The sequence below is a fragment of the Paenibacillus sp. Paensp38 genome (genome assembly GCF_059491915.1).
This window is the reverse complement of the sequence record NZ_CP168516.1, coordinates 1,354,427-1,379,905: the sequence shown is the minus strand read 5'-3', so window position 1 is coordinate 1,379,905 and position 25,479 is coordinate 1,354,427. Positions and strand designations below refer to the sequence as shown.

The window sequence follows — 25,479 nt, the reverse complement described above, 5'->3', positions numbered from 1 at the left end:
CATTCTAAAAATACAGTCTCATCACGGCTCTCTGAGCCCCACTCAACTACAGCAGGGCGCCATTATAACGCATGGCAAACGGTGATTGCTTACACACGCCATACATCTTAAGCGCTTCAGCTCACTTCTCCGGGAGGATCTTCGGTCATGTTCTGAACGTTGGCTTGCACCGGAAGGCCAACTCTCTGAGGGACAAATCATGACGTACTCGTTCCCATCAACGAATTAAACATGTTAAATTCATCGAATATTAAACAGCAACATCGTTACCTTGAATAACAACCATCAGCCGACGGACGGATAATCATTGAATTCAGTATAGTATTTACAGTTATAGCCTGTTTAAAGTAAAAAGTCAACCCTAACAACGCCTAATAAAAGCTTGTCAGAAATGAAATTAATAAATTTCTTTCATCTCACGCTCGCGCTCCAGTACTTCGCGTTCCCGGTTTTCAAGAGCTTCCCAGCCGTCTTGGCTTAACAAGTCAAGCTGTGCTTCCACCAGTGTACGAAACCGTGCTCGGTAAATCGATGCCTGCTTCTTCAGCTCTTCAACCTCCAACGCGATCTTGCGGGATTTGGACAATGCTTCGTTCACAATACGGTCCGCATTTTTTTCCGCTTCCTTCACGATCAGTTGGGATTCTTTCTTGGCGTTGTTACGAACTTCATCTGCGGCTTCCTGCGCTACGATAATCGTCTTACTCAGCGTATCCTCAATGGTCGCGAAATGATCGAGCTTCTCCTGTACGTTCAACAACTCGGTGCTCAGTTCTTTATTTTCACGAATAACGCCCTCGTAATCTTTGATCACCTGATCCAAAAATTCATTAACCTGATCCTCATCATAACCGCGAAGCCGGCGGGCAAATTCCTTGTTATGTATATCCAATGGCGTTAATGGCATGCCGTCCACCTCCTATAAGATTGACAAAAAATACATTTTCCGCGTCACGACGCTCACTATCATCTATCGGTCATCATACCCCGTTTTGTGAATACTGTACAGAGCAAAATCGTTCCAGTTCTTCGCTATAGCTTAATTCTTTCGACAGAAAGCTCGTGATTCCTGCCTACAGCTATACAAACTTACCAATTTTGACACGGAATCTTCCCTTTTTTGTCATCCCGTCTGTTTCAAGCACTTTGAAACGCCCAAAACCCTGCATGGAAATAACGTCTCCAGCTTTAAGTGGAGTGGATGGATTCTCCTCCACCTTCCAATTTACCCTGCATCGTCCCGCCCGAATCGGTGTTAATATTTTACTGCGGCTTAGCTTGTACACATCGCTGGCAATACCGTCCAGACGCAAAGAAGCGACCGTCAGGTCTAGCGTCTCTAATGCAACTTCCTTCGTTCGCAGACTCGCTACAGGCAACAGTTCTGTCCATACATGAACACGGTGTACCTGCTGCAAATGCATCGTCATAAAATCACCGATCTCTGAAGCTACCAATACATGACACCCATCATCCAGTACATGAATATCTCCAATTTTCCCACGTTTGATTCCAAGTCCCAGTAGGGCACCTAGATAATCACCGTGCTCAAGGGTACCTATTTTAAGATCGTCAGATGTGATGGAAAGGACCTGAATCCCCATCTCCTCACCGTCCAAATCCGAATAATCGGGCGCAATCAGCGCCCGCTTTCGTTCCGAAGCCATGTATCCGCCATCTACCCTAATCGTGACCTTGTCTTCCTTCGAAGCAAGTGTCTCCAATATGTACTGTTGGCGCGGGTCCAAAAAATCAGTCAGCTTCTGCTCATGATAAGCCCCCGCATGACTGATCCATTCGGAAGCACGATCCACATAATCCCGTTCATCCGGGTGAAAATGCTCATAAATCTCAGTTCGCATAACTCCTCCTAGACGAGCTTACCAATTAAAGAAATCAAACCGTACGACGCAAAACGCAGAGCAATCAGCGCAACGATGGGAGAAATATCAATCATCCCGAAGATTGGCGGTATAAACCTGCGAAAAGGAGACAAATACGGCTCCACAAACTTGGCAAGTAAATCACCAATCACACTCTCTCTAGCATTAGGAAGCCATGACAGCAGAACATATGCAATGATCATGTACGAATAAATCTGAAATAGCCAGTAAATTACCTCGATCAAGAAAAGTTCACCTCATTCTGTTAAGTTCTTGTTCAGTGTCAGCCAGTATTTCCGTAATAGAGCCTTGAATCTCAACCGTATCTGGTGTACACAGAAAAATATTGTTCCCGACCTTGGAAATACCACCACCCAGTGCATACACAGTACCACTCAAAAAATCAATAATGCGTAGCGCCTGATCCTTGCGAATTCGTTGCAAATTGACTACGACGGTGCGATGGGAACGGATATGGTCGGCAATTTCCTGTGCTTCATCATAAGAACGCGGCTCATACAGGACAACTTTCACATTTTTCTGTGAATGGATGCTGACAACATTAGTGCCCTTCTGGTTCTTACGTTTATCAAAGCTTGGGGTTTCAATTTCTTGATCTTCCTGCGTATTCATAACCTCTCGCTCTATAACTTCCTCTTCTTCCTGAAGCCCCAGAAAGTTCATGAACTTATTCATTACGCCCAATGGAAATCCTCCTCTCGTCCGACCAGTACGGAACCAAGCCGCAGCCAGGTCGCTCCTTCTTCAACCGCCACTTCAAAATCATTGGACATCCCCATAGACAAGTGAACGATGGGTTCCCTGGTCAAGGCTTGTCCATTTAACCTATCCCGTAATTCACGCAATCCCCGAAATACAGGCCGAGTTTTTTCCGGGTCTTCCTCATGAGGAGCCATCGTCATCAAGCCAATCACGTCCACATGTTCCAGCTCGCGAATTTGTTCCAAAAAGGGGACAACCGCCTCAGAGGACAAGCCATATTTGGACATTTCCCCAGAAATATTGACTTGCACAAAAGCTTTAACTCGCAGTCCCAGAGCAGCTGCCTTCTTATCCAATTCCTGAGCGAGTGATAAGCGGTCAAGCGAATGTATAAATTTAAATTTTCCAATTACATCTTTAACTTTATTCGTTTGGAGATGACCAATAAAATGCCACGTTCCCCGGTCACCCAGCTTACTCCATTTATCCGCAGCATCCTGCCAGCGATTTTCGCCCACATGCTCTAAGTCGCTATCCAATACCGATGTCATTGTCGCCGCCGAAACATATTTCGTGACAGCGATCACATTTACTTCATCACGCGAACGTCCGCTTCGGGCACATGCCGCTTCTACACGGGCATTCACTTCTTTAATTCGTTCCTCCAAAGACACGGGAGGACTCACCTCTCTTCCAGACCAATCCAACTCGCCATTCTTCCTGTGACGCCGCCTTCTTTGCGATATGAAAAAAACAAATCGCTACGGCTACTCGTGCATAAGGTAGTACATTCGATATGGCTCGGCAATATTCCTGCTTTCATCATAATGTGTCGATTGCATTGTTTCAAGTCAAGTAGTGTTTTACCGTCGGCTAAGGGGAAGTAAACACAACCTTCCCATTTATCATTACCCGGGCAATCATGCTCCAAAACCCGAATTCGGTTCATCACGTGCTCATCCACCTCATAGGATTCAGAACCAATGGAAGGACCAATAGCTGCTAGTATATCTGACGGCTGAGATCCATATTCGTTTTGCATGGTCTGTACCATTTTCAATGCAATTTCCGCAACGGTTCCCTTCCAGCCTGCATGCGCCAGCCCAATCACACGGCGCACTGGATCACAAAAATATAAGGGTACACAGTCTGCATAAAAAGACGTCAGCAAAATGCCAGGTACATTCGTCAATAGTCCATCTGTGTCCTGAAAAGCGGATGCACGATCTATAAAGCCCCGCCCGCGGTCAGTAGCCTTGACCACAGCAACATGATGACCATGAACCTGCTCACCGCACGTCCATGCTTCAGCAGCAAAACCAAGTTGCTTTGCAATGAGCCGCCGGTTACGAATGACTTTCTCGGGGTCATCTCCTACATGAAACGCACAGTTCAGACTAGCGTAGGGAACCTCACTGACACCTCCATGACGACCTGTAAAACCCGCTGTTAATCCCTGAACCTGCCGCTCCCAAGATTGAATATATAACAACTCCGGTACGGGACGTCCGCCATCTTGCATTGGCATAGCCCCCGTAGCCTCGGTATTCACTATAAACGGTTCCATTTTGTTCTCACCTCTACTGCCCAGTGTACCAAAAAGCCGCCGCTGTGTCTTCACAACATACTAAATTACGTGTCCCTCTTGTTCAAAAGACCCGTCGGTCATTCCGCTCCTGACGTTCGATATACGGCTTTTCCTCCCTTTCATCCGGTGGCTCATGCAATCCCTCCAATCGAACAAGCACAACATCCGAACCAATTTTCACAATGTTGCGCCACGGAATAACCAATTCGCTTCCCCCTCCAAACCAGCCCATGAATCGACTGCTGCCCGGAACCACAATAGCTTCAATTTTCCCTTGTCGTACGTCAATCTCCAGATCACTGATTTGTCCCAGACGTCGTCCATCTACAATGTTAATGACATCCTTGGTTTGAAACTCGGAAATTTTCATGGCTCTTACTGACGTTTCCGGTGCATTCACACGCATCACATCCTTTATTTCACTATATGAGTGGAAGAGCCAAAAAAATGTCCTACAAACGCAAAAACGATCCGCACGGGATCGTTTTTGTCACTTAATCATTCCAGCATTCATTTCATTAGGACTTTACATGTTTTTGCATTTGCTGTATAGCCGACTTCTCTAATCTTGAAACCTGGGCTTGAGAGATACCGATTTCGTCGGCAACCTCCATTTGCGTCTTTCCTTCATAAAAACGCATAGACAATATCATCTTTTCACGCTGGCCCAGGCGATGCATCGCTTCTCGCAGAGCGATTTCCTCAATCCATGAGACGTCTTTATTTCTGTCATCACTGATCTGATCCATCACATAGATTGGGTCGCCCCCGTCGTGATATATCGGCTCGAACAGCGAAACCGGATCCTGAATTGCATCCAACGCGAACACAACATCTTCTTTAGGCACATTCAGTGCCTCTGAAATTTCAAAAATCGTTGGTTCCCGCGAGTTCAGATTCGTCAGACTGTCCCGCACCTGAAGCGCCTTATATGCAATATCCCGTAACGAACGGGATACACGGATCGGATTGTTATCCCGCAAATAACGGCGGATCTCTCCGATAATCATCGGCACCGCGTAAGTGGAGAACTTTACGTTTTGCGAAAGGTCAAAATTATCAATCGCCTTCATTAGGCCGATACATCCTACCTGAAACAAATCGTCCACAAACTCTCCCCGATTGTTAAATCGTTGAATGACACTCAGGACGAGTCGGAGATTGCCGTTGACCAATTTTTCTCTGGCTGATCGTTCATTATTTTGCTGAAGTGATGTGAACAACTCGCGCATTTCTGCATTGGTTAATACCGGCAGTTTGGCGGTATCCACACCGCAAATTTCCACTTTGTTTCGGGTCATCGTGTCTTACCTCCCAAGGAGCAACATTAATGTACATTATCTCCTGAGGGCATTTTTTTATTCGCCGTTTCCATCGCTTCCGGATACCCATGCATTATACCATTTTATTAAATTCTTTTCGTAAGCGCTTTATTATTCGTTTTTCCAGACGCGAAATATACGATTGCGAGATACCCAACAGGTCAGCAACATCCTTCTGTGTCTTCTCTTCTCCGTCTTGTAAGCCGAAGCGCAGCTCCATAATCAAACGCTCTCGATCCGTCAACTTATCCAGTGCTTTATGCAATAATTTACGGTCTACCTGCTCTTCAATATTACGGTAAATGGTATCATTTTCCGTCCCCATCACATCGGAAAGCAACAACTCGTTACCGTCCCAATCAATATTCAGAGGCTCATCAAAAGAAACTTCCGTTCTTGTTTTACTATTGCGACGCAAATACATCAAAATCTCATTCTCAATGCATCGGGACGCATAGGTGGCAAGTTTGATTTTCTTCTCCGGATCAAAAGTGTTAACCGCTTTGATTAGTCCAATAGCACCGATGGATACGAGATCTTCAATGTTGATGCCCGTATTCTCAAATTTGCGGGCAATATATACGACTAACCGCAAATTTCTTTCGATTAGCATCGACCGTACTGCCGCATCTCCAGAAGAAAGTTTTCCCAGCAAATAATCTTCTTCGTCTCTCGTCAGCGGTGGGGGGAGCGCCTCGCTGCCGCCAATATAATAAATTTCTTCACTTTTCAGCCCAAGTAAAAATAAAATACGATAATATTGCAGTTGCAACGCTAGCCTAATTTTCATCTTCAATTTCATCTGTTCTCGCATATCATTCTCCCCCTTTTGAAAATAGTGCAATTCCTGCTGTGCTCCGTGCATTTCACCATTGGATATTTCTTGTCGCCTTCAAACATCATTTTGTGTTATGCTCCATCATCCTGATTCTGTAAAATGTTCACTCAAATGTGCATCTCGTTTCTGGTTGGTATCAGCACTGCCCCCTTCTTGTGCCGTCACATCCGGGTGGATGATGGCGCGATACTTCCCCTCTGCCGACAATGTTCCCCCGTCCAAGCCAATCAACACTCGATGATGTACAAAATGAACCCCATTCATCACCACCTCTACCCGGTCTGGTTTAAGGGCAAGCATAAAGGAATGACTGCGGTTAATTCCACGATAGGGGACGAGACGAACACGATCCTGCCAGCTAAACGATTCGTCTCCCAGTTCCATCACCAGTTGGTCAGCATTACCCTCAGAACATTTTTGGAGCCAGGAAGCGGGCAAATACGACTCCCACAATGCTGCCTCCATGACCATCACCGGGGTTCGGGTCAAAGGATCATGGAGCTGGTTACCTGTATCCAACAAGCCTGTACACTCAATATGATCCTGCCCAATCCACACCTGCACTTGTCCCAGAAACCCACTCATCCTTTCTGTGCGCTGCTTTGAGGACTGCACAATTCGAAAGAAAAGCATCACTCCGCCAAATGCGCATAAAATAAACCAGAATGCAATTTTCAGTTCAAAAGACATTCCTCCTGAAGCGGTGTACCAGATGCCATTAAACAGTTCCCCTGTATTTTGGAGAAAATAATGCATCCCCAAAATGCCACCTGCAGCTACAAAATTGATCATGTAAAAGGCACCCATTGTACGAAGATACTTTTGCATGCTGCCAAATCCAAAAGCCACCAGCAGCATTATGACCGATAATGCCAGTTTGATCAGGAACGTAAATAAAAAGGACAGTTCCGGCACAAACATCATGACCACGTACATTGCGCCGATTCCAGCTGAAGCCATCAACCTCCACCACACCGGACGGATTTTTCTCATCCAAGCGGTGACCATCAGCAGCACAGCATCAATGAACAAATTGGCCAAAAAAATCAAGTCGATATAAACAACCAAGGCTTCACCCGCCCAGCGTTTGCAGGATAGGCTTAAGTATAGTAGTCATGCTGTTCAAAGTCTGTCTAACGGTGGGGACGGTGACCGACTAATTTTGTCGGAAAGAGGAGAAGCACCTGAACTGCAGGATACGGAAAACAGAAAGAAGCCCGCATCTCCAGGGAGAATGCGGGCAGTCTGAATTGAAACTAGTTATCGTTATTATTATTGCGCGAACGGTTACGTAAAAATGTAGGAATGTCTAATTGATCACTGCTTTGAGTGTTACCAAATGGACGCAAGTTAGGAGAGCCTTTTTCCGCCGATTCGGAAGTAGCTGGGTTAGCTGCCGGTTTACGTCCCGGTGCCGGTTGACTTGGCTTGCCTTCAAAGCCAGTGGCAATGACGGTAACCTTGATCTCTTCTTTCAACTCTTCGTCAATGATAGCACCAAAAATCATGTTTACTTCCGGATCGGAAGCCGATGTTACAATTTCAGCTGCCTCATTAACCTCATACAGAGACAGGTTGTTGCCGCCAGTGATGTTCATAATCACACCACGAGCACCTTCAATGGATGTCTCCAACAACGGGCTCATAATCGCCTTGCGTGCAGCTTCAGCCGCACGATTTTCACCAGTTGCTTCGCCAATCCCCATCAAAGCGGAACCACGCTCCGTCATGATCGTCTTAACGTCAGCAAAGTCAAGGTTGATTAGACCCGGTACAGCGATCAAATCTGAAATACCTTGTACCGCCTGACGCAGAACATTGTCCGCTTCACGGAATGCTTCCAACATCGGGGTTTTCTTGTCCACAATTTCAAGCAAGCGGTCATTCGGGATTACAATCAAAGTGTCTACTTTTTCTTTTAATCCCTCAATACCAAGTTCAGCTTGATTGGAGCGCTTACGCCCTTCAAACGTGAACGGTCGGGTTACCACGCCTACAGTCAGCGCGCCGCATTCCTTGGCAATTTCAGCAATGACAGGAGCCGCTCCGGTTCCTGTACCGCCACCCATTCCCGCCGTTACGAATACCATATCCGCACCTTTGAGCGTATTCATAATGAGCTCACGCGACTCTTCAGCCGCTTTTTTACCCACATCTGGGTTAGCGCCGGCACCCAGACCGCGGGTCAGCTTATCGCCAATTTGAAGCTTATGCTCAGACTTCGCTAAATGAAGTGCTTGGGCATCTGTATTGACTGTAATGAACTCCACACCCTGAACACCATTTTCGATCATTCGGTTAACCGCATTGCTGCCGCCGCCTCCGACGCCGATCACTTTAATTTGAGCCAAGCTCTCCATTTCAAAATCAAATTCCAACATACTATTCCATCTCCCCCTCAATGTGCATGGATGGCCCGTCCATGATTGGCATAATTAGCAATGAACGTTATATAAATTCACTGAACATATTTTTTAATCGTTCAATCAACCCCTGCTTTTGCTCACCTTCCGCAACGGGACTACTGCTTTTGGTTCGGTTAGTCGGCTTCTTGGCACTTCCGCCACTGTTGCTAACGCTAGTCGATCTTCCGCGATAGTAACGAATAGCATTATGCAAGATTCCAACCCCGCTCGTGTAGCCCGGATCCCTTACACCGATAAAATCAGGTACGGCGATCCTTACGGAAGCGGCCAGTTCGCTTTGTGCCACCTGAAGTACACCAGGCATGGAGACGGTGCCTCCGGTAAGTATATAACCTCCCGGAAGCTCTGTGTAACCCAAGCGCTTAACTTCCGCCTGAATGAGTTGAAAAATTTCCTGCACTCTCGGCTCAATAATAGCAGCCAAATCCTGCTGGTTAAACTCCTTATCCACATTACTGCCGATACGTGTCACTTTAAAGACGACATCGACTGCCGCATCATCATACCATGCGCAGCCGTATTTAAGCTTTACTTTTTCGGCTTGATCGGTAAGGGTTCTCAGTCCGTAGGCAATATCATTGGTTACAAACTCTCCACCAATCGGAAGTGTTGATGTGGCAACAATCGTTCCTTCCTGGAAAATGGCAACATTCGTAGAACCTGCACCAATATCCACCAGAACTGAACCCATCACCTTTTCATCCTTCGAAAGAGACAATTGTCCGGCTCCAAGAGGCAGCAAGACCAGATCTTTAATCCTCAAGCCAGCTTTCTCAACGCAGCGCAACAGATTATGTATCGGGGTCTTGCCTCCAGTAACAATCGTAGCCTCTACTTCGAGACGAACTCCAATCATACCGCGAGGGTCCTGAATGCCTTCAAGGCCATCAACGACGTACTGCTTGGCTACCACGTCAATAATTTCCCTCTCCGGTGGTACGGCAATAACTTCAGCTGCCTTCAGTACACGCTCAATGTCCTCCTCACCGATTTCACGGTCCTCGTTGGACACAGCTACTACGCCATGACTATTTTGCAGGCCAATATGATTGCCTGAAATCCCCACATACACTTCTGTTATTTGAATACCAACCATGCGTTCTGCGTGATCCACGGCGTTACGGATTGATTGCACGGTTTGATCAATGTCTACAATTGCACCTTTGCGAATCCCTTCCGAGTCGGCAGATCCAACTCCAATAATATTAAAGGTTCCATTATTCATTTCCCCAATAATAGCCCGAACTTTGGATGTACCGATGTCCAAACTAACAATGATGTCATTGTTGCTCAAGTCTGTGGCACCTCCTGACTCCAAAATGAATTTCGTTCTTTAAACACACTCTGTACATATTCAACAAACTCCATGCTTTCCCTCTTTTTTCTACAAATTTTTTAGAAGCCAATTTATGGTTGCAGTCACATAAAAATTTGAAGAAAAAAGAAGGAGGCAAGTCTATTACCCATAAAATCAATTCTAGCATTTTTTCACATCACTGAGTAGTATCTTTTTCTTGGCTCTCTTCACTCGTATCTGGTTTGAACGGAACGTAGGAATCCGCCTCCAACATGGTGATCAAACCGGGATCTTCTGTTTCTAGCACCTGATTCAAATAGCTGATTTTAGAATTCAGTAGAGAAACGGTTGTTATAACCTCAAACTGGGAACGTGTGTACATTTTGATGCGGTCCGGAAAAGAAGGAATCGGCGCAGGAATGATTTCCGAAATATCGGCAGTCCATTCCCCCGGAATGCGTGATAAAGCATCACACAGCTTTGCTTTGTACGGATCATCAGATTTCCATTTGGTCAAAATAGGCTTCTCAACGGCTATTCCGCTACTCCCCACGCCCACGCTTGTCCCATTCGCTAGAATAGCACGAAGGCTCCCGTCACTCTGCAACTCGTAAGCGACCGTAGCAAACTCTTTAATGTGAATAGCAATAATACCCGGAAACTGCTTGTCCACTGTGACTTGCTGTATCGATTGAATTTCCCGCAACTTCTCAGAGATGTCAGATGAACTGACTCCGAAATACTGATCTCCAACAGCCAGACCGCTTCGGTTAAGAAGCTGGTCTCGGGTCGAAAATACATTACCATCAAAACGAATTTCAGAAACCCGACTCAACGAAGAACGGAAAAAGAGAACAGCGAGCAATACGATAAACAACAAAATGAGAAGAATAGCAATCTTTCGGCTTGTTCTTTTTTTCGTTCTGTTCTTTTTAAGAACAGGTATTTGAGCATTTGGCATAGCTTCTCTCCACAAAAGCCCTTTTGTCCCCCCGTTAATGGAGGGACATTACAGGCATTAATTTACGAAATCCAGTTGCTCCGGCACCGGAGACTGACGGCTCATTCGGGCACCCAGTCCCTGAAAAAGACGCTCGATCCGGTCATACCCTCTGTCAATATGATGAACCTGCTCGACAACGGTACGTCCTTGAGCCGCTAGACCCGCTATGACCAGCGCAGCCCCTGCCCGCAGATCGGTAGCCTCTACCGTAGCCCCGTACAGACGTGAAACTCCTCTTATAAAGGCAGCATTTGCATCAACCGTAATATCAGCACCCATTACATTTAGTTCATCCACATGTTTGAATCGGCTTTCGAAGACGGTCTCTTTCATGACACTGAATCCGTCCGCCAAAGAAAGCAGAACCATGACCTGAGATTGCAAATCCGTCGGAAAAGACGGGTAAGGGGAGGTAACGATCCTCTCCACTGCTTTGGGACGACTCATACAACTTACGGTCATTATATCATTCAAGATGCCGACTTGAACACCAGCCCGCCTGAGGACATGAATCAGAGCAGACAAGTGGGATGGATTGCAGTGTGTCAACGACACACTTCCTCGTGTAGCTGCAGCTGCGATCATAACCGTTCCAGCAACTATGCGGTCAGGAATGACCTCATACGTACACGGATTGAGGCAACTGACCCCCGTAATTGTAATCGTGTCGGTTCCAGCACCGATAATGCGGGCTCCCATGGCATTCAAGAAGTTTTGTAAATCCTGAATCTCCGGTTCCCTCGCTGCATTGGTGATCGTTGTTCGTCCTTCAGCCAACGCAGCGGCCATCATAATATTTTCCGTTGCACCTACACTCGGGAAATCCATGTGGATGTCCGAGCCGATCAGCTTGTGGGCTCGAAACGTAATTTGCTCGTCTTTTTCCTCTATCTCTGCGCCAAGAGCTTTTAAGCCCTCTAGGTGAAGATCAATTTTGCGCTCGCCTATGGCACAGCCTCCGGGCTGGTAAATAGAAACTTCTCCATATCTGGCGAGCAGCGGTCCCATCAGAAAGATAGATGAGCGCATTTGCTTCATCAAATCTTCCGGAATTTGGAACGTTCGGACGGACGACGTATCCACGTATACCGTTTCCTCTTCATGTCGGCATGTACAGCCGAGTCTTTCAAGGATGTGCAGCATGACCTTAATGTCTAAAAGATGGGGCACATTCCGAATTTCTACCTTACCTTGTGCAAGTAAGCTCGCTGCAAGAATAGGTAGTGCCGCATTTTTTGCCCCATGGATACGTATGGTGCCTGACAGGGGACGGCCTCCCTCAATCACCAATTTGTCCAATGTATCACCTCCGAGTTTACCGCTCACCCACTACGAAAACCTCCGGAACTAGCTTGATGCCGGTTTGAGATGATATTGTACTTTGAATATGCTTCATTAGGGTAAGCACGTCCTCTGCTGTCGCTTGACCGGTATTTACAATGAAATTGGCATGCTGTACAGATACCTCTGCGCCTCCCGCCTTCAAGCCCTTGAGACCTGCGCTCTCAATAAGACGGGCAGCATAGTCTCCTGGAGGATTGCGGAACACGCTTCCTGCACAAGCTAACTGTAGCGGCTGAGTCAGCCGACGGCGGTCTTTAAAAGCCGCAAGCGCTGCTGAAATTTCCTCGCGGTCGCCCCGCTTCATCCGAAACACTGCCTCTGTCACCATTCCACGTTGCTCATGCAACACGGAGTGACGATAGCTGAAATGCATATTCTCGGCATCGTACACAGCCAATTCCCCTGTATCCAGCACAATCTCAGCGGACTGGAATATTTGTGACACATCAGACCCATGGGCACCGGCGTTCATGTAGACAGCCCCACCGACCGATCCTGGGATACCACCAGCAAATTCAAGACCGGATAGGCCCTGTTTGCTGGCCATAACGCACAGTTTGACCAGTGAAACGCCTCCTCCAGCAACGATCTGTTCATCTTCAAAATGAACATAATCAAATCCTGGTCCCAGCTTGATCACAAGTCCCCGTATCCCTTTGTCAGAGACGAGCATGTTGGAGCCCCGCCCCAACTGCATCCAGGGAATTCCGTGCTCGCTAGCCAGCTTCAAAACTCTTGCCAGCTGCTCTTTGGTATCCGGGATGACAAGTGCATCCGCAGGGCCTCCAATCTTCCATGTCGTATATTTGGACAGCGGCTCATGCTCCAGCACTTTTCCGATATCATGCTCCGCTAATAATGGCATCCATTGCTGCATTGTACTGAAACCTCCTTGTTGCTTGCCCCGCATGGTTATAAGGCTCTCACCTGACAACCGGCAGCCTGAGTGATGGTCACAATCTATAGGGTATCCTATGTAAATACCATCCGGTGTGTGACAACCGCCCAATTCTACGCTGCAAACTACCTTTTACGGGCAAGACGCTCCATTTCTTTTACTAAAATATCCGCTGAGTCAGGCTTGCCAAGCGCAGACGCCGACTCCGCCATGCGACTCCGCCATGCCTTATCCTTCATAATTCCCGCTATAGATTGAAACAGGGCCGGGCCACTCAGTTCCTTTTCTACAATCATGACGGATGCGCCTGCCTTTTCAAGGGTACGAGCATTAGCCTCCTGATGGTTATTCGTCACATTAGGTGATGGGATCAGAATGGACGGAATGCCGAGCGATGTAATCTCTGCCAAGAAGGACGCACCTGCACGATTAACAATTAAAGAAGTACAGGCCAGCACCTCTGGCATATTGTGAATATAGGGAAGCACATGTAGATGATTGGGCAATGAGCCGATCTGATTCCGTATGCTATCCAGCGTTTGCTCGTAATAAGATTCTCCGGTTACATATACAAAATGGACGTCTTTCAGTTGCGAAAGTTGCGGAGCCATTGCAATCATGGCGTCATTAATGGCCTTCGCTCCCCTGCTGCCACCGACCACAAGGACAACTGAGCTGTCCATCGGAACCCCAATCGTAGCAAATCCCCGATCCCGGTTAGCCAAACGAACTGTTGTAGCACGCGGGTTTCCGGTGTACAGTACATTTTTAGCTTTGGGAAAAGCTCCTTCTGAGCCTTCAAAGCTAACAGCCACTGTATCCACATAGCGACTCAGAAATGTATTAGTCAGCCCTGGAATTGCATTTTGCTCATGAATAATGCTGGGAATTCCCAACTTGGAAGCTGCATAAACGACGGGGCCACATACATATCCCCCAGTTCCAATAACGACATCTGGCTTAAATTTCTTTAATAATGCTTTGGATCTGCGAACCCCATTGAAAAAACGCATGATCGTTTTTATATTTTCCACAGACAAGCTGCGACGAAATCCTGTGATATCAATAGCCTCAAATGGAATTTTTTCCTGAGGAACCAACTTACTTTCGAGTCCTCGTTGACCGCCAATGTATAAAAATTCAGCGTCTGGATCAATTTCTTCGCACTGTCTGGCTACGGCCAACGCCGGATAAATATGCCCTCCGGTGCCGCCGCCGCTCAACACGACGCGCATAAACGTTCACCTCGCATAACGTGATAAATTTAGTAAAATGCCCAGAGCAGTTAGCATTAAGGTCAGAGAAGAACCTCCATAGCTGATTAAGGGCAGTGTTATTCCTGTCACCGGCATTAAACCGATAACGACACCAATATTAATGACGACCTGTACGGCAACCATTGCGACAATACCCACCGCAAGCAAACTACCATAGGTATCCGGAATGGTTATAGCGACACGCATTCCTCTCCACACGAGAACCAAAAAGAGCCCCAGCACCGTCATTCCACCGATAAAGCCAAGCTCCTCCGCCAAAATGGAAAAAATAAAATCAGTTTGCGGCTCAGGAACGTAGCTATATTTTTGTCGACTCATGCCGAGTCCCAAGCCCGCCAGCCCGCCAGGACCAATCGCATATAGCGATTGAATAATTTGATAGCCTGCGCCAAGCGGATCGGACCAAGGGTCCAGAAAAGCTGTGATGCGCTGGAGTCGATAAGGCGCAGCTGCAATCAGTGCAGCAAACCCCGCTGCTCCCGACAGAGCTAGCAGACCGAGATGCTTCATACGCGCGCCTGCCGTAAATACGATGAGCATGGACGCTCCCATCATTACCGTACCTGTGCCCAAATCGGGCTGGAGCATAATAAGCCCAAAAGCCAGTCCCATGAGTCCAAGCGGCGGCAACAGGCCGCGCGTAAAAGAGCTAATATCATAATCAGGACGACTGAGCCAACGAGCGAGAAAAAGAATCATACCTAGCTTCATAAACTCGGAAGGCTGAATGCCGAAAGAGCTAATACCGAGCCAGCTTCGTGCCCCGCCTCTTACTACACCAATGCCGGGAATTAATACGGCAACCAGCAGCGCTAGACAGATCAACAATACGACCTTGGCATATTTCTGCCAGACCCGGTAGTCCGTTCTGGCAGTAAAGTACATCGCTACTAGGCCGAGCCCCGCAAACAGCAATTGTCGCTTAACAAAATAGTAGGAGTCCCCGTACTCGTGAAAAGCGAGGACGGCGCCCGCACTATATACCATAACCATGCCGATGGCTAATAAGCTTACAATACAAACGAAAAGCCATAGATCCGGCGCTGGACGAGACTGCTTCATCAGGAGGCCACCCCTTGCATAAAAGTAGGGGCTTATCCAACCCCCCTACTTACAATTTATGCGCCGCCTCTTTAAAAATACGTCCACGCTCTTCATAGGATCGGAACATATCCCAGCTTGCACAGGCGGGTGAGAGTAATACCACATCTCCCGTCTCAGCAAATTCAGAAGCCTTGTTCACAGCCTCCACGAGCGTAGCGGCGGCATCCTCCCCATTATCGACGACCTTGACATGCTCTATTCCGGCCTGCTTGGCCCGCTCAGCCAGCTTATGCCGTGTCTCACCCAGGAGCACAACGGCTTTCACACCTTCCTGTAAAGAAGGTACGAGCTCTGTATAATCAGAGCCACGATCCAATCCTCCAGCAATGAGTACAATAGGCTGCTTAAAGGAAGATAAGGCCATCATCGTTGCTTTCGAATTGGTTGCTTTGGAATTATTGTAATAAGCTACACCAGCGTGTTCTAAAACATATTCAAGCCGATGTTCTACGCCGCGAAAAGTACTTAATGGTTCCGCCAAATTTGCTGGTTCTGCGCCTACAGCAATGGCGATTGCGCAGGCAGCAAGAGCATTTTCTACGTTAAAACGACCCGGAAGTCCAATCTCAGCTATGCCTATAATGGGATGCAGCACACCATTTCCATCGCGGTATACGATGCTACGTTCAATATCGTCCGTCACATCCGGTATGTATGGCGGATCAGCAAACAACCCTTCCTGCAAACGTTCTGTCGTAGAGAACGGAAGCAGCTTCGCTTTTATATAGGGTACCAGCTCCCGGCAGACGGGGTCGTCCCAGTTCACCACCGCAGTATCCGCCGCCGTTTGATTGGCAAATAGACGCGCCTTGGATGCAACGTAGTCCTCCATGCCTCCGTGGTAGTCCAAATGGGTCTCTGCTACATTGAGCAGGCAGGCCACAGCGGGCTTGAAATCCTTTGTTCCTTTTAACTGAAAGCTGCTCAGCTCCACAACCATCCACTCATCCGACTTGGCGTCCACAGCCGCCTCACATAAGGGCGTACCGATATTACCAGCCACGATTGGATTCATGCCGGATGCCTCCAACAGCTTGCCTACCCAAGTGGTCGTGGTCGTCTTTCCGTTGGAGCCAGTAATTCCGATGATCGGAGCTTTACATAGATGGTAGGCGACCTCAACCTCGGTCACAACCTCAATGCCGAGCTCGACAGCTTTCTGTACGGGAGGGGCCGTATAAGGAATGCCTGGATTTTTGACAACCAGCTTCACTCCAGGATGAATCAACCCCTCTGGGTGACCCCCGCATAAAACGGAAATTCCCAAAGCCTCTAATTCAGAAGCTTCGGGACATTGTTCCCTATCTTTTTTATCATTGACTGTCAGCTTCGCTCCGGCCTGGTGCAGCACCTTGGCAACTTGCACGCCGCTTTTGGCCAGACCGATAATGACGACTTCCTGATCTCTGTATGCGTCTGGATGGTTCATTGGTCTACAACCCCTTGTTGAGATAAAGTCCGAGTCCTGCCAACAGCAGTCCTACAGCCCAGAATGTAATAACTACGCGCCATTCGGACCAGCCGGACAGCTCGAAATGATGATGAATCGGGCTCATTTTGAAAATACGCTTGCCACGTGTTTTAAAGGAAGCTACCTGCAAGACCACGGACAGCATTTCAATTACGAATACACCGCCGATAATGAGAAACAAAATTTCGCTTTTCGTAACGATGGCAATGGCACCTATGGCGCCGCCGATTCCCAGCGAGCCTGTGTCACCCATAAACACCTTGGCAGGATGAGCATTATATACGAGAAATCCTAGTACAGCGCCAATCATAGCTGCTGAGCATACTGCTGCCGGAAGCGAGGTTGCCTGAATCGCGACAATGGCATAAGCAGCAAAGGCAATGGCACTTGTACCGGACAGCAGCCCGTCCAGCCCATCCGTGAAATTGACAGCGTTGCTAATTGCCAGCATCATGATAATAATGAACGGATAATAGAACCAGCCGCCCCAATCAAATGACCATGACGTTCCAGGGATGCCGATCGCAGTACTATGATCATTGCTAAGCAGAAGCCAGCACATGATCGCGCCAAACAATAATTGTCCAAACAGCTTTTGACGCGCCGTCAGGCCTAACGAGCGTTTGAATACAATTTTGATATAGTCGTCCAAAAATCCGATCAGCCCAAAGCCGAGTGTAGCAACCAGCAGAACGTAAAAGTCCGTATTTTTAATAGCTGAAAACTTAAGAAAGGTCAGCGTAAAAGCCACCAGAATCACGATACCGCCCATTGTAGGCGTACCTATCTTTTTAAGATGGCTTTGTGGCCCGTCATCCCGGACCTGCTGGCCAAATTTCATTCGCCGCAGCAGCGGAATGAGCAGTGGAGCGGCAATGACCGCCAGTATAAACGATACGACGATCGTCAGCAGTAATAATTGAATATCCATGGGAGTCTCCCTCTCGTCAACATCAGTTCTGTAGCGGACCGTTTTTCAGCGCATCCACAATTTCTTCTAGTCGCATCCCTCTGGATGCCTTAACCAGCACAATATCATTGGCGTGGAGATGAACCCGCAAATGCTGGATCAACTCTTGCTTATCTGTATAGGCGTGCACGTTAACAGCTGGCATCAACCCTTGCGCGCCCTGTGCAATCGAAGTGCCTAACGCACCGTAGGTAAACAGTACCTCTACGTCGTGCTTTGCCGCGAAAATTCCAATTTCCTCATGGAATTGCTTTTCCTCAGGTCCCAGCTCCAGCATGTCACCAAGTACGGCGACTTTACGTCCATCCGTTTTATACGCAGACAACGTCTGAATTGCAGCCTTCATAGAAGCCGGACTGGCATTATAAGCGTCGTTTAGCACAGTAAGTCCATTAGGACAGTTCACGACCTCAATACGCATGCCCGTCAGTTTTAAAGACGACAACCCTTTACGTATATGGTCTGCATCGACATTGAAATGACGCGCTACCGCCAGTGCTGCCAAACCATTTACAACATTGTGCTGTCCAAGCAAGGGAAGTCGGAAAGCCTCTTTGCCAGATTGGGCTGTTATGAATAAGCTACCTTCTCCATCCGAAGTGATTTCAGTTGGATAGTCATCGTTGCCTGCAGCTAGCCCGAACGTAAATAATTTTAAACCTTCAGGCTTGACCGTTTCAGACTCCGCCAACACTTGTGAAAGCAGTGGTTCATCCCCGTTGTAGATCAGCAAACCACCGGGCTTAAGGCCACTTGTGATTTCCAACTTTGCACGAGCGATTTCCGCACGAGAACCAAGCTGCAGCAAGTGCGATTCGCCTATGTTCGTTATGATAGCTACATCTGGTTGGGCAATATTAGCCAGCAGACGAATCTCTCCACGTCCACTCATGCCCATCTCCAGAATGAGAATATCTGTATCCTGCGGCATGGACAGTACCGTTAAAGGCAAACCGATATGATTGTTATAATTTCCTTCGGTTTTGTGTACTTTAAAAGTCGTGCCCAGCAGAGCGTTTACGATGTCTTTCGTTGTCGTCTTGCCGTTGCTTCCCGTGATCCCAACGACAGAAACGCCAGTTTCGCGTAAGTATGCAGCTGCTAGATGCTGAAGGGCTTCTAACGTATCCTCTACCTCAATAGCGTTCTCAGCCGGAGGTACGCCATGATCCTTTTGCCATAAAAATGCAGCTGCACCTGCCTCACTTACGATCTGCTGCACATAATTATGCCCATCAAATCGTTCGCCCACGAGTGGAACAAACAACCCTTGGCTCTGCGGCCTGCGAGAATCTGTAAAAACGCCTTCGACTATCTGTTCGGCGTCCGCTTCTCCGTGAAGTGTTCCTTCACACATAGATGCAATCTGACCGATTGTTCTTTTCATCACTTGGATAAACCCCTTATCGCTTCTTTGGCTACGATGCGGTCATCGAATTCATGCACCGTTTTTCCGATCAACTGGTAAGTCTCATGACCTTTTCCCGCAATCAATACTACATCGTCAGGGCTTGCCATTTCAACAGCTTTATGAATTGCAGTTCTTCGATCCACGATCAATTCGTATCGTTCTGCGGGTATACCTTCATCAATCAGCCCTTGTTCGATGTCTTTCAAAATCACTTTCGGGTCCTCTGTTCGCGGATTGTCGGAAGTAATAAACGAATGATCACTGTAACGCGCAGCAATTTTCCCCATCAACGGACGTTTCGTACGATCCCGGTCACCGCCGCATCCAAATACACACCATACTTTACCGACCGCAAATTCCTTTACGGTGCGAAGGACATTTTCCAATCCGTCCGGTGTATGGGCATAGTCTACAATAACAGCAAAGGGCTGACCCGCATCTACAGGCTCTACCCGCCCATCTACGCCCGCGATAGACTCTAGACTCCTCTTGATATCCGCCAGCGAAATTCCCTCCAGCAGAGCTGCGGTAATGGCCGCCAGTGCGTTGTACACATTGAACTTGCCCACCATTCGAAGCTCAATATCGGTATCTCCTTTAAAAGTGGACACATGGAAGAAGGTTCCCTTGGCACCAATAGTGATACGAGATGCCTGCACATCAGATTCCTTTTCCACGCCGTATGTAATCACTTGGGCCGCAGTTTGAGCCTGCAAATAGGAAGAAGCCGGATCGTCTGCATTCAGAACAGCATATTTGCTATCTGATGCATCACGCGAGAAAGCATTTCCCAACCTAGAGAACAAAAGTCCTTTTGCAGCACGGTACTCCTCCATTGTGTTGTGGTAGTCCAGGTGGTCCTGCGTCAGGTTTGTAAATATAGCTGTGCGAAAATCAGTTCCCTTGACGCGACCCTGCTCCAACGCATGTGAGGATACTTCCATGACACAGCATTGAACCCCCTGCTCTGCCATATTTCCCAGATAACGTTGAAGTTCCACCGCTTCGGGCGTAGTGCCAGACATTGGATAAGACTGACCACCGTAACGCATTTGAATCGTACCAATCAGTCCGGTGTTCACCCCGGCGTCCTTCATGATCTTTTCAATCAGATAAGTTATCGTTGTTTTACCGTTGGTTCCGGTTATGCCGATCATGCGCATGCGTCGGCTCGGTGAATCAAACATATAATCCGCCAAAACCGCCATGGCATGTCGTGCATCCTTAACTACAAGCTGCGGAACAGGTACATCCAGTTCCCGTTCAACGACCAAAGCTGCCGCTCCGGACGCAATTGCCTGCTCGGCATATTCATGTCCGTCCACTGTAAAACCTGGCAGACACAGAAATAAATCTCCCGGTTGCACTCGACGTGAATCCGCCCCGATTCCTCGGCAATCCACTGTACCGTCACCCACGACACGGGAGACGGCCAGCAGTGAAGCCAATTGTTGAAGCTGCATCTTTCATTCCTCCATTGCTCTCTCGTTATTCATAGTATGGTATAAAATGAACCTATCAATCCCCCATGTAAATACGGATCGTTGATCCCCGCTCCAATCTGGAGCCCGGCTTCGGCGCCTGACTCACGACCGTCTTGCCTGACCCGGATTTTACGAGCATAAAGTTCATATTCATATCTTCGTACAAATCAGCTGCAGTAGCACCTACCAGATCAGGTACCGTTTCGATCGGATTTTCTCCATACTTGTACTCTTTGGCAATTTGATTGGTGCGAGGTGGTATTTTTAAGGCAATCAGCGCGTCCTTTAAAATATTTTGCACGATTGGCGCAGCAACAACCCCGCCGAATTGAATGCCCTTCGGGTTATCGACAGCGGTATAGACGACGATTTGCGGATCATCTGCCGGTGCAAAACCAATAAAGGATACAATATGCTCCGAGGAAGAATAACGCCCGTTAATCACCTTTTGTGCTGTCCCCGTTTTACCTCCCACCCGGTAGCCTTCAATAAAAGCAGGACGACCTGTACCTTTAGCAACGACACTTTCCAGCGCTTCCCTTACCTGTCGGGAGGTGTCCTCTGAAATGACCCTACGTACCAGTTCTGGTTCTACTTTTTCCAGCACTTTTCCGGTTCCCGGCTGAACCCAACCTTTTGTAATGTGAGGCTTGTAAAGATTACCGCCATTGATTGCCGCTGATACAGCCGTAACCTGCTGGATCGGGGTGACAGACACCCCTTGACCAAAAGCGGTCGTCGCCAGTTCTACAGGACCTACCTGAGGTAGCTTGAACAAAATGCCGTTGCCCTCACCAATCATGTCGATCCCCGTTTTGCTGCCGAAGCCAAAATTGCGAATGTACTTGAACAGTGTTTCTTTGCCTAACCGCTGCCCCAATGTTACAAAACCAGGGTTGCAAGAATTCTCCACCACTTGAAGGAAAGTTTGGCTCCCATGTCCGCCTTTCTTCCAGCAACGCAGACGTGCTCCACCGACTTCAATATATCCCGGATCAAAAAAACGGTCATTTTTGAGATTGACCTTCTTTTCTTCCAAGGCAGCCGCCAATGTAATAATTTTAAAAGTAGACCCAGGTTCATATGTCATCCAGATAGGCAGATTTCGATTGTAGATTTCAGGCGCATATTGCTTGTATAGCGCTGGCTCATAGCTTGGTCGTCCAGCCATGCCTAATATTTCACCCGTCTTGGGGTTCATAGCTATAGACAACGCGGACTTCGCCTGAAATTTGACCATGGCTTGGTCAAGCTCCCGCTCCATAATGGACTGCACAGACTTATCAATGGTTAATTGTAAATTCAGTCCATCCTTCGGTTCAATGTATTTTTCGGAAGAACCTGGCATCAGACGACCACCTGCATCTGATAAATATGCAATACTTCCGTCAATTCCCCGAAGCTTACTGTTTTGCTGCTTCTCTACGCCTGTCAGCCCTTGATTATCAATTCCTGTAAACCCAAGAATATGAGCGGCTAGATCACCATAAGGATAATAACGTTTGTTGTCTTCAGCAACAACGATACCCGGCAGCTTCAAATCACGAATTTGCTGCGCTTTCTCCATCGTAATTTTTCGTCCGCCGGGCTGAAGTTTTTGGCTTGCTGTTCGTTTGGTAATCAGCTTGAGCACTTTATCCTCACTCATATCCAGCAAGGGCGCCAGCCTGCGTGCCGTTTCTTCCGGCTTCTTAATCTGTACTGGTATCGCCATGACTGTGGGCGAACTGACATTGTAGGTCAGCGCCGTACCCTGCCGATCCAAAATTTCGCCACGCTTGGCGGCAAATGGAATATTGCGGCGCCACGAATCCTCAGCCTTGGCCGAGAGCTCGCCTCCTTTACCCAATTGAACATAGGCGAGCCGGATCGACAAGGCCGCAAACAGTACAAATAATCCCATTAGCCCCCATACCAGCCTTCGCCGCATGGTCACGTTAGATTTTTTCAAACGCGCTCCCTCCGTTCCTCAAATACTCATGACATGTCTTACCTCATGAATATTCAAAAGAACGAACATTAGAACAAGCTATCAGTTATCCTCGCCTTTAATCTCAGCAGCACTTTTCTCATCTGCAACAGCCGATATTCCTCTCTTAGGAGCTCCCGCATCTGTTCCAGCTTCGGCAGTAGTACCGGATTCGTTTTTATTATCGGCCTCCGTTTTTGTTGCGCTCCCAATCTGGTTAGCTGCAACTCCATTGGTCGAGTCCTGTGTATCCTCCGGTTTCACTCCGGTCACCGTTTCTTTGGCCGGCTGAAGCATCACACTGACGATTCGCTTTCCATTTACCATTTGCGCCTTTTGAGAGACGACATAACCTTCGCCGCTTACCTGCACACCAACCCTCATAAGGGTTAGAACTTGAAGTGTGTCACGCAACGAAACACCTGTAAAATCAGGGATAGTCATGTTGGCACTATCCTCAGTCAGCAAGTAAATGCGTTGTCCGGGTTTCATTTTGACGCCTGCTTCAGGATACTGGCGAACAATTTTGGAGCCTTTGCCTACCGTTTCATAGGCAATCCCCTGTTTGAGCAATGCGTTTTGCGCATCCTTCTTCACCTGACCCGTTAATTGTGGTACCGTTGGCAAATTCACTGTTTTTACAACAGCGCTGCCTGATTTATTCGTTTTAGTTCCCGTTTTTGGAACACCCATATATTGCAACGATTGGGATACGATTTTTTTAAATACAGGCGCTGCTGCTGTACCGCCGCCTACCGATTTGTTAGGTTCGTCCATAACAACCAAAACAGCCATTTTCGGATCATTTACCGGTGCAAAACCTATAAAGGACACGACATCCTTCGAATGGTCATATACTTTTCCAACGACCTTCGTCGCTGTACCTGTTTTACCAGCTACACGATATCCGTCGATATAAGCAAGGCGTCCCGTACCAATTTCCTGGTCAGACACAACCTGCTCCAGATAGCTACTTGTCTGAGCTGCAGATTCCTGAGTAATCACTTGGCGGATTTCCTTTGGCTGAATCGTCTGCACTTCGCCTGTATCTGGGTTTATAATTTCCTTTACCAGATGAGGCTGCATCAGCTTCCCCCCGTTAGCAATTGCCGAGATGGCAGCTACCTGCTGGATTGGCGTCACCTGGACACGTCCGTGTCCATATGAAGCTGTTGCGACCTCGGATTTGTACTGGGTATGGAATGTGATAGCTCCGGTAGACTCACTCGGAAGATCAATACCCGTTTTCACCCCGAAACCAAAGTTATTAATATATTTCTTCAGCCTTTCGCCACCCAACTTATCCAGCCCCAGATGGACAAAGCCGACGTTACTTGAACGCTTGACTCCCTGAAGATAAGTTAACGTTCCCCAGTTACGGCTTACGTCACGAATATCCCAACCTCCGACCCGAATCATACCAGATTGGTAGGATTCATTCGGATTGAATACCTTTTCTTGAACCGCGGCAGCCAAGGTCACAATCTTAAACGTGGAGCCCGGCTCGTAGATGGACTGAGTAGCATTATTACGGAAATTTTCCAAAGGTGTACTCCCATATGTATTGGGATTAAAATTCGGGTAGGTCGCCATACCGAGAACATCCATCGTTTTGGGATCAGCCGCTACCACAGTCATCGTTTTCGGATTGTATTTTGCAATAGCTTCCTGCATGGCATCCTCTATATAATACTGAATCGTATCGTCAATCGTCAGCTTTAAATTTTTACCATTTTGTGCCGGCTCATAGACACTTCCCGATCCTTGAAGAGGAACTCCCTTCCGATCCCGCTGATACAGAAGCTTTCCAGCCGTCCCCGAGAGCTCTTTATTATAATAAGCTTCCAACCCCATACCTGCTGTGCCATCTTTTCTTTGATAGCCAAGAACATGGGAAGCCAGCTTATTTTCTGGATAATAGCGTTTGGATCCTTGAACAGTGTCCACAGCTCCAATTACTTGATACTTATCCTTCAAATACTCTTTGAACGTATCCACTTGTGCCTTGACCTCAGGATCTACCTTCCAGCCTCCATTGCGGATCTCGCGGTTTTTTAAGTAGTTCCCCGCTTTATCCTTTGCAGAAAGATGCCTTCTCAGCTCATCCTCAGGTGTTTTGAGTAATTGGTGTAGCTTAGCTACAACCTCATTCTCCAAATCATACTCCTGAATAATGGTAGGATTGACAACTACCGTATAAGCTGGTGCATCCGTAGCCAATACGTTTCCTTTACGGTCCGTAATGGTTCCACGCTTGGGCTGAATCACCTGATCTTTTTCCACTTGAGTAACTACCAGGTTATGCCAGTACTCCCCGCTCACAACTTGAATCCAAAATACCTTAAGTAGCAGAACAAGAAAAAAGAGGGTAATACATCCCCCTATCAGCAGTGTACGAAGCTTTATTCTTTTGACCATAGCTCAAACCTCTCTGCAAAAAAATGTACGTCAGAGCATAGCTTGATGCTATG

Annotated in this window: 23 protein-coding genes and 1 other annotated feature (1 of these 24 running past the window's edge); all 23 genes read right to left on the bottom strand. The window is 47.6% G+C overall.

Translation table 11 applies throughout. From position 1 onward, the window contains the following. Positions 1 to 230 (bottom strand) — a binding site (T-box leader) (it extends 52 nt beyond the left edge of the window). Between the two features lie 167 nt (positions 231 to 397). After that, positions 398 to 907: a DivIVA domain-containing protein gene (locus ACEN8J_RS06230; RefSeq protein ID WP_023989434.1), complete on the bottom strand. Its 510-nt coding sequence runs from the start codon at positions 905 to 907 to the stop codon at positions 398 to 400. Positions 908 to 1,079: 172 nt separating this feature from the next. Continuing rightward, positions 1,080 to 1,862, bottom strand: a complete 783-nt coding sequence (locus ACEN8J_RS06225; protein WP_495594347.1) for a YlmH family RNA-binding protein — start codon at positions 1,860 to 1,862, stop codon at positions 1,080 to 1,082. An 8-nt stretch (positions 1,863 to 1,870) separates the two neighbouring features. Continuing rightward, a complete protein-coding gene (locus ACEN8J_RS06220) occupies positions 1,871 to 2,128 on the bottom strand; it encodes a YggT family protein (protein ID WP_029517743.1) in 258 nt (85 codons plus the stop codon). A gap of 7 nt (positions 2,129 to 2,135) precedes the next feature. Then, the gene (locus ACEN8J_RS06215) at positions 2,136 to 2,588 is read right to left on the bottom strand and encodes a cell division protein SepF (RefSeq protein ID WP_069010286.1); all 453 of its coding nucleotides are present in this window, start codon (positions 2,586 to 2,588) and stop codon (positions 2,136 to 2,138) included. After that, a complete protein-coding gene (locus tag ACEN8J_RS06210) occupies positions 2,579 to 3,280 on the bottom strand; it encodes a YggS family pyridoxal phosphate-dependent enzyme (protein WP_029517744.1) in 702 nt (233 codons plus the stop codon). Before ACEN8J_RS06210 ends, ACEN8J_RS06215 begins: the two co-directional genes overlap by 10 nt. Positions 3,281 to 3,288: 8 nt before the next feature. Continuing rightward, entirely contained in the window at positions 3,289 to 4,173 is an 885-nt protein-coding gene (pgeF, locus tag ACEN8J_RS06205; RefSeq protein ID WP_340932649.1) for a peptidoglycan editing factor PgeF, read from the bottom strand. 82 nt (positions 4,174 to 4,255) lie between these two features. Then, complete coding sequence (locus ACEN8J_RS06200; protein ID WP_196245358.1) at positions 4,256 to 4,600, bottom strand: YlmC/YmxH family sporulation protein; 345 nt, start codon at positions 4,598 to 4,600, stop codon at positions 4,256 to 4,258. 112 nt (positions 4,601 to 4,712) lie between these two features. Beyond that, complete coding sequence (gene sigG / locus ACEN8J_RS06195) at positions 4,713 to 5,495, bottom strand: RNA polymerase sporulation sigma factor SigG (protein WP_007431182.1); 783 nt, start codon at positions 5,493 to 5,495, stop codon at positions 4,713 to 4,715. 94 nt (positions 5,496 to 5,589) lie between these two features. After that, positions 5,590 to 6,330: an RNA polymerase sporulation sigma factor SigE gene (sigE, locus tag ACEN8J_RS06190; protein WP_495594346.1), complete on the bottom strand. Its 741-nt coding sequence runs from the start codon at positions 6,328 to 6,330 to the stop codon at positions 5,590 to 5,592. 105 nt (positions 6,331 to 6,435) lie between these two features. After that, positions 6,436 to 7,422: a sigma-E processing peptidase SpoIIGA gene (spoIIGA, locus tag ACEN8J_RS06185; protein WP_029517748.1), complete on the bottom strand. Its 987-nt coding sequence runs from the start codon at positions 7,420 to 7,422 to the stop codon at positions 6,436 to 6,438. A 188-nt stretch (positions 7,423 to 7,610) separates the two neighbouring features. After that, positions 7,611 to 8,735: a cell division protein FtsZ gene (ftsZ, locus tag ACEN8J_RS06180; protein WP_013311084.1), complete on the bottom strand. Its 1,125-nt coding sequence runs from the start codon at positions 8,733 to 8,735 to the stop codon at positions 7,611 to 7,613. A gap of 67 nt (positions 8,736 to 8,802) precedes the next feature. Beyond that, entirely contained in the window at positions 8,803 to 10,074 is a 1,272-nt protein-coding gene (ftsA, locus tag ACEN8J_RS06175; protein WP_039272246.1) for a cell division protein FtsA, read from the bottom strand. Positions 10,075 to 10,273: 199 nt separating this feature from the next. Then, the gene (locus tag ACEN8J_RS06170; RefSeq protein WP_069010282.1) at positions 10,274 to 11,038 is read right to left on the bottom strand and encodes a cell division protein FtsQ/DivIB; all 765 of its coding nucleotides are present in this window, start codon (positions 11,036 to 11,038) and stop codon (positions 10,274 to 10,276) included. Positions 11,039 to 11,095: 57 nt separating this feature from the next. Then, positions 11,096 to 12,379: a UDP-N-acetylglucosamine 1-carboxyvinyltransferase gene (murA, locus tag ACEN8J_RS06165; protein ID WP_069010303.1), complete on the bottom strand. Its 1,284-nt coding sequence runs from the start codon at positions 12,377 to 12,379 to the stop codon at positions 11,096 to 11,098. A 16-nt stretch (positions 12,380 to 12,395) separates the two neighbouring features. Then, a complete protein-coding gene (gene murB, locus ACEN8J_RS06160; protein ID WP_029517752.1) occupies positions 12,396 to 13,301 on the bottom strand; it encodes a UDP-N-acetylmuramate dehydrogenase in 906 nt (301 codons plus the stop codon). Positions 13,302 to 13,447: 146 nt separating this feature from the next. Then, the gene (gene murG / locus ACEN8J_RS06155; RefSeq protein ID WP_340885915.1) at positions 13,448 to 14,557 is read right to left on the bottom strand and encodes an undecaprenyldiphospho-muramoylpentapeptide beta-N-acetylglucosaminyltransferase; all 1,110 of its coding nucleotides are present in this window, start codon (positions 14,555 to 14,557) and stop codon (positions 13,448 to 13,450) included. 6 nt (positions 14,558 to 14,563) lie between these two features. Then, the gene (gene spoVE, locus ACEN8J_RS06150; protein ID WP_029517754.1) at positions 14,564 to 15,661 is read right to left on the bottom strand and encodes a stage V sporulation protein E; all 1,098 of its coding nucleotides are present in this window, start codon (positions 15,659 to 15,661) and stop codon (positions 14,564 to 14,566) included. A 49-nt stretch (positions 15,662 to 15,710) separates the two neighbouring features. Beyond that, positions 15,711 to 17,132: a UDP-N-acetylmuramoyl-L-alanine--D-glutamate ligase gene (gene murD, locus ACEN8J_RS06145; RefSeq protein WP_495594345.1), complete on the bottom strand. Its 1,422-nt coding sequence runs from the start codon at positions 17,130 to 17,132 to the stop codon at positions 15,711 to 15,713. Positions 17,133 to 17,136: 4 nt separating this feature from the next. Further along, positions 17,137 to 18,105 (bottom strand): phospho-N-acetylmuramoyl-pentapeptide-transferase, encoded by a 969-nt coding sequence (gene mraY / locus ACEN8J_RS06140; RefSeq protein WP_013311092.1) that lies wholly within the window; start codon positions 18,103 to 18,105, stop codon positions 17,137 to 17,139. A 22-nt stretch (positions 18,106 to 18,127) separates the two neighbouring features. Then, the gene (locus tag ACEN8J_RS06135; protein ID WP_069010280.1) at positions 18,128 to 19,531 is read right to left on the bottom strand and encodes a UDP-N-acetylmuramoyl-tripeptide--D-alanyl-D-alanine ligase; all 1,404 of its coding nucleotides are present in this window, start codon (positions 19,529 to 19,531) and stop codon (positions 18,128 to 18,130) included. Then, positions 19,531 to 21,018 (bottom strand): UDP-N-acetylmuramoyl-L-alanyl-D-glutamate--2,6-diaminopimelate ligase, encoded by a 1,488-nt coding sequence (locus ACEN8J_RS06130; RefSeq protein WP_069010279.1) that lies wholly within the window; start codon positions 21,016 to 21,018, stop codon positions 19,531 to 19,533. The genes ACEN8J_RS06135 and ACEN8J_RS06130 overlap by 1 nt, the downstream gene beginning before the upstream one ends. A 55-nt stretch (positions 21,019 to 21,073) precedes the next feature. Then, positions 21,074 to 22,990: a stage V sporulation protein D gene (locus tag ACEN8J_RS06125; protein WP_025721601.1), complete on the bottom strand. Its 1,917-nt coding sequence runs from the start codon at positions 22,988 to 22,990 to the stop codon at positions 21,074 to 21,076. Between the two features lie 81 nt (positions 22,991 to 23,071). Continuing rightward, positions 23,072 to 25,426, bottom strand: a complete 2,355-nt coding sequence (locus ACEN8J_RS06120) for a penicillin-binding transpeptidase domain-containing protein (RefSeq protein WP_069010278.1) — start codon at positions 25,424 to 25,426, stop codon at positions 23,072 to 23,074. Positions 25,427 to 25,479 lie beyond the last annotated feature (53 nt).

Excerpts from the sequence above, each read along its gene's own strand:
- ftsZ (WP_013311084.1), bottom strand. The coding sequence starts at position 8,735 with ATGTTGGAATTTGATTTTGAAATGGAGAGCTTGGCTCAAATTAAAGTG.
- ACEN8J_RS06230 (WP_023989434.1), bottom strand. The coding sequence starts at position 907 with ATGCCATTAACGCCATTGGATATACATAACAAGGAATTTGCCCGCCGG.
- mraY (WP_013311092.1), bottom strand. The coding sequence starts at position 18,105 with ATGGATATTCAATTATTACTGCTGACGATCGTCGTATCGTTTATACTG.
- ACEN8J_RS06200 (WP_196245358.1), bottom strand. The coding sequence starts at position 4,600 with ATGCGTGTGAATGCACCGGAAACGTCAGTAAGAGCCATGAAAATTTCC.
- murG (WP_340885915.1), bottom strand. The coding sequence starts at position 14,557 with ATGCGCGTCGTGTTGAGCGGCGGCGGCACCGGAGGGCATATTTATCCG.
- murD (WP_495594345.1), bottom strand. The coding sequence starts at position 17,132 with ATGAACCATCCAGACGCATACAGAGATCAGGAAGTCGTCATTATCGGT.
- ACEN8J_RS06120 (WP_069010278.1), bottom strand. The coding sequence starts at position 25,426 with ATGGTCAAAAGAATAAAGCTTCGTACACTGCTGATAGGGGGATGTATT.
- sigE (WP_495594346.1), bottom strand. The coding sequence starts at position 6,330 with ATGCGAGAACAGATGAAATTGAAGATGAAAATTAGGCTAGCGTTGCAA.
- pgeF (WP_340932649.1), bottom strand. The coding sequence starts at position 4,173 with ATGGAACCGTTTATAGTGAATACCGAGGCTACGGGGGCTATGCCAATG.
- spoVE (WP_029517754.1), bottom strand. The coding sequence starts at position 15,661 with ATGAAGCAGTCTCGTCCAGCGCCGGATCTATGGCTTTTCGTTTGTATT.
- murB (WP_029517752.1), bottom strand. The coding sequence starts at position 13,301 with ATGCAGCAATGGATGCCATTATTAGCGGAGCATGATATCGGAAAAGTG.
- ACEN8J_RS06130 (WP_069010279.1), bottom strand. The coding sequence starts at position 21,018 with ATGCAGCTTCAACAATTGGCTTCACTGCTGGCCGTCTCCCGTGTCGTG.
- sigG (WP_007431182.1), bottom strand. The coding sequence starts at position 5,495 with ATGACCCGAAACAAAGTGGAAATTTGCGGTGTGGATACCGCCAAACTG.
- ACEN8J_RS06135 (WP_069010280.1), bottom strand. The coding sequence starts at position 19,531 with ATGAAAAGAACAATCGGTCAGATTGCATCTATGTGTGAAGGAACACTT.
- ACEN8J_RS06225 (WP_495594347.1), bottom strand. The coding sequence starts at position 1,862 with ATGCGAACTGAGATTTATGAGCATTTTCACCCGGATGAACGGGATTAT.
- ACEN8J_RS06170 (WP_069010282.1), bottom strand. The coding sequence starts at position 11,038 with ATGCCAAATGCTCAAATACCTGTTCTTAAAAAGAACAGAACGAAAAAA.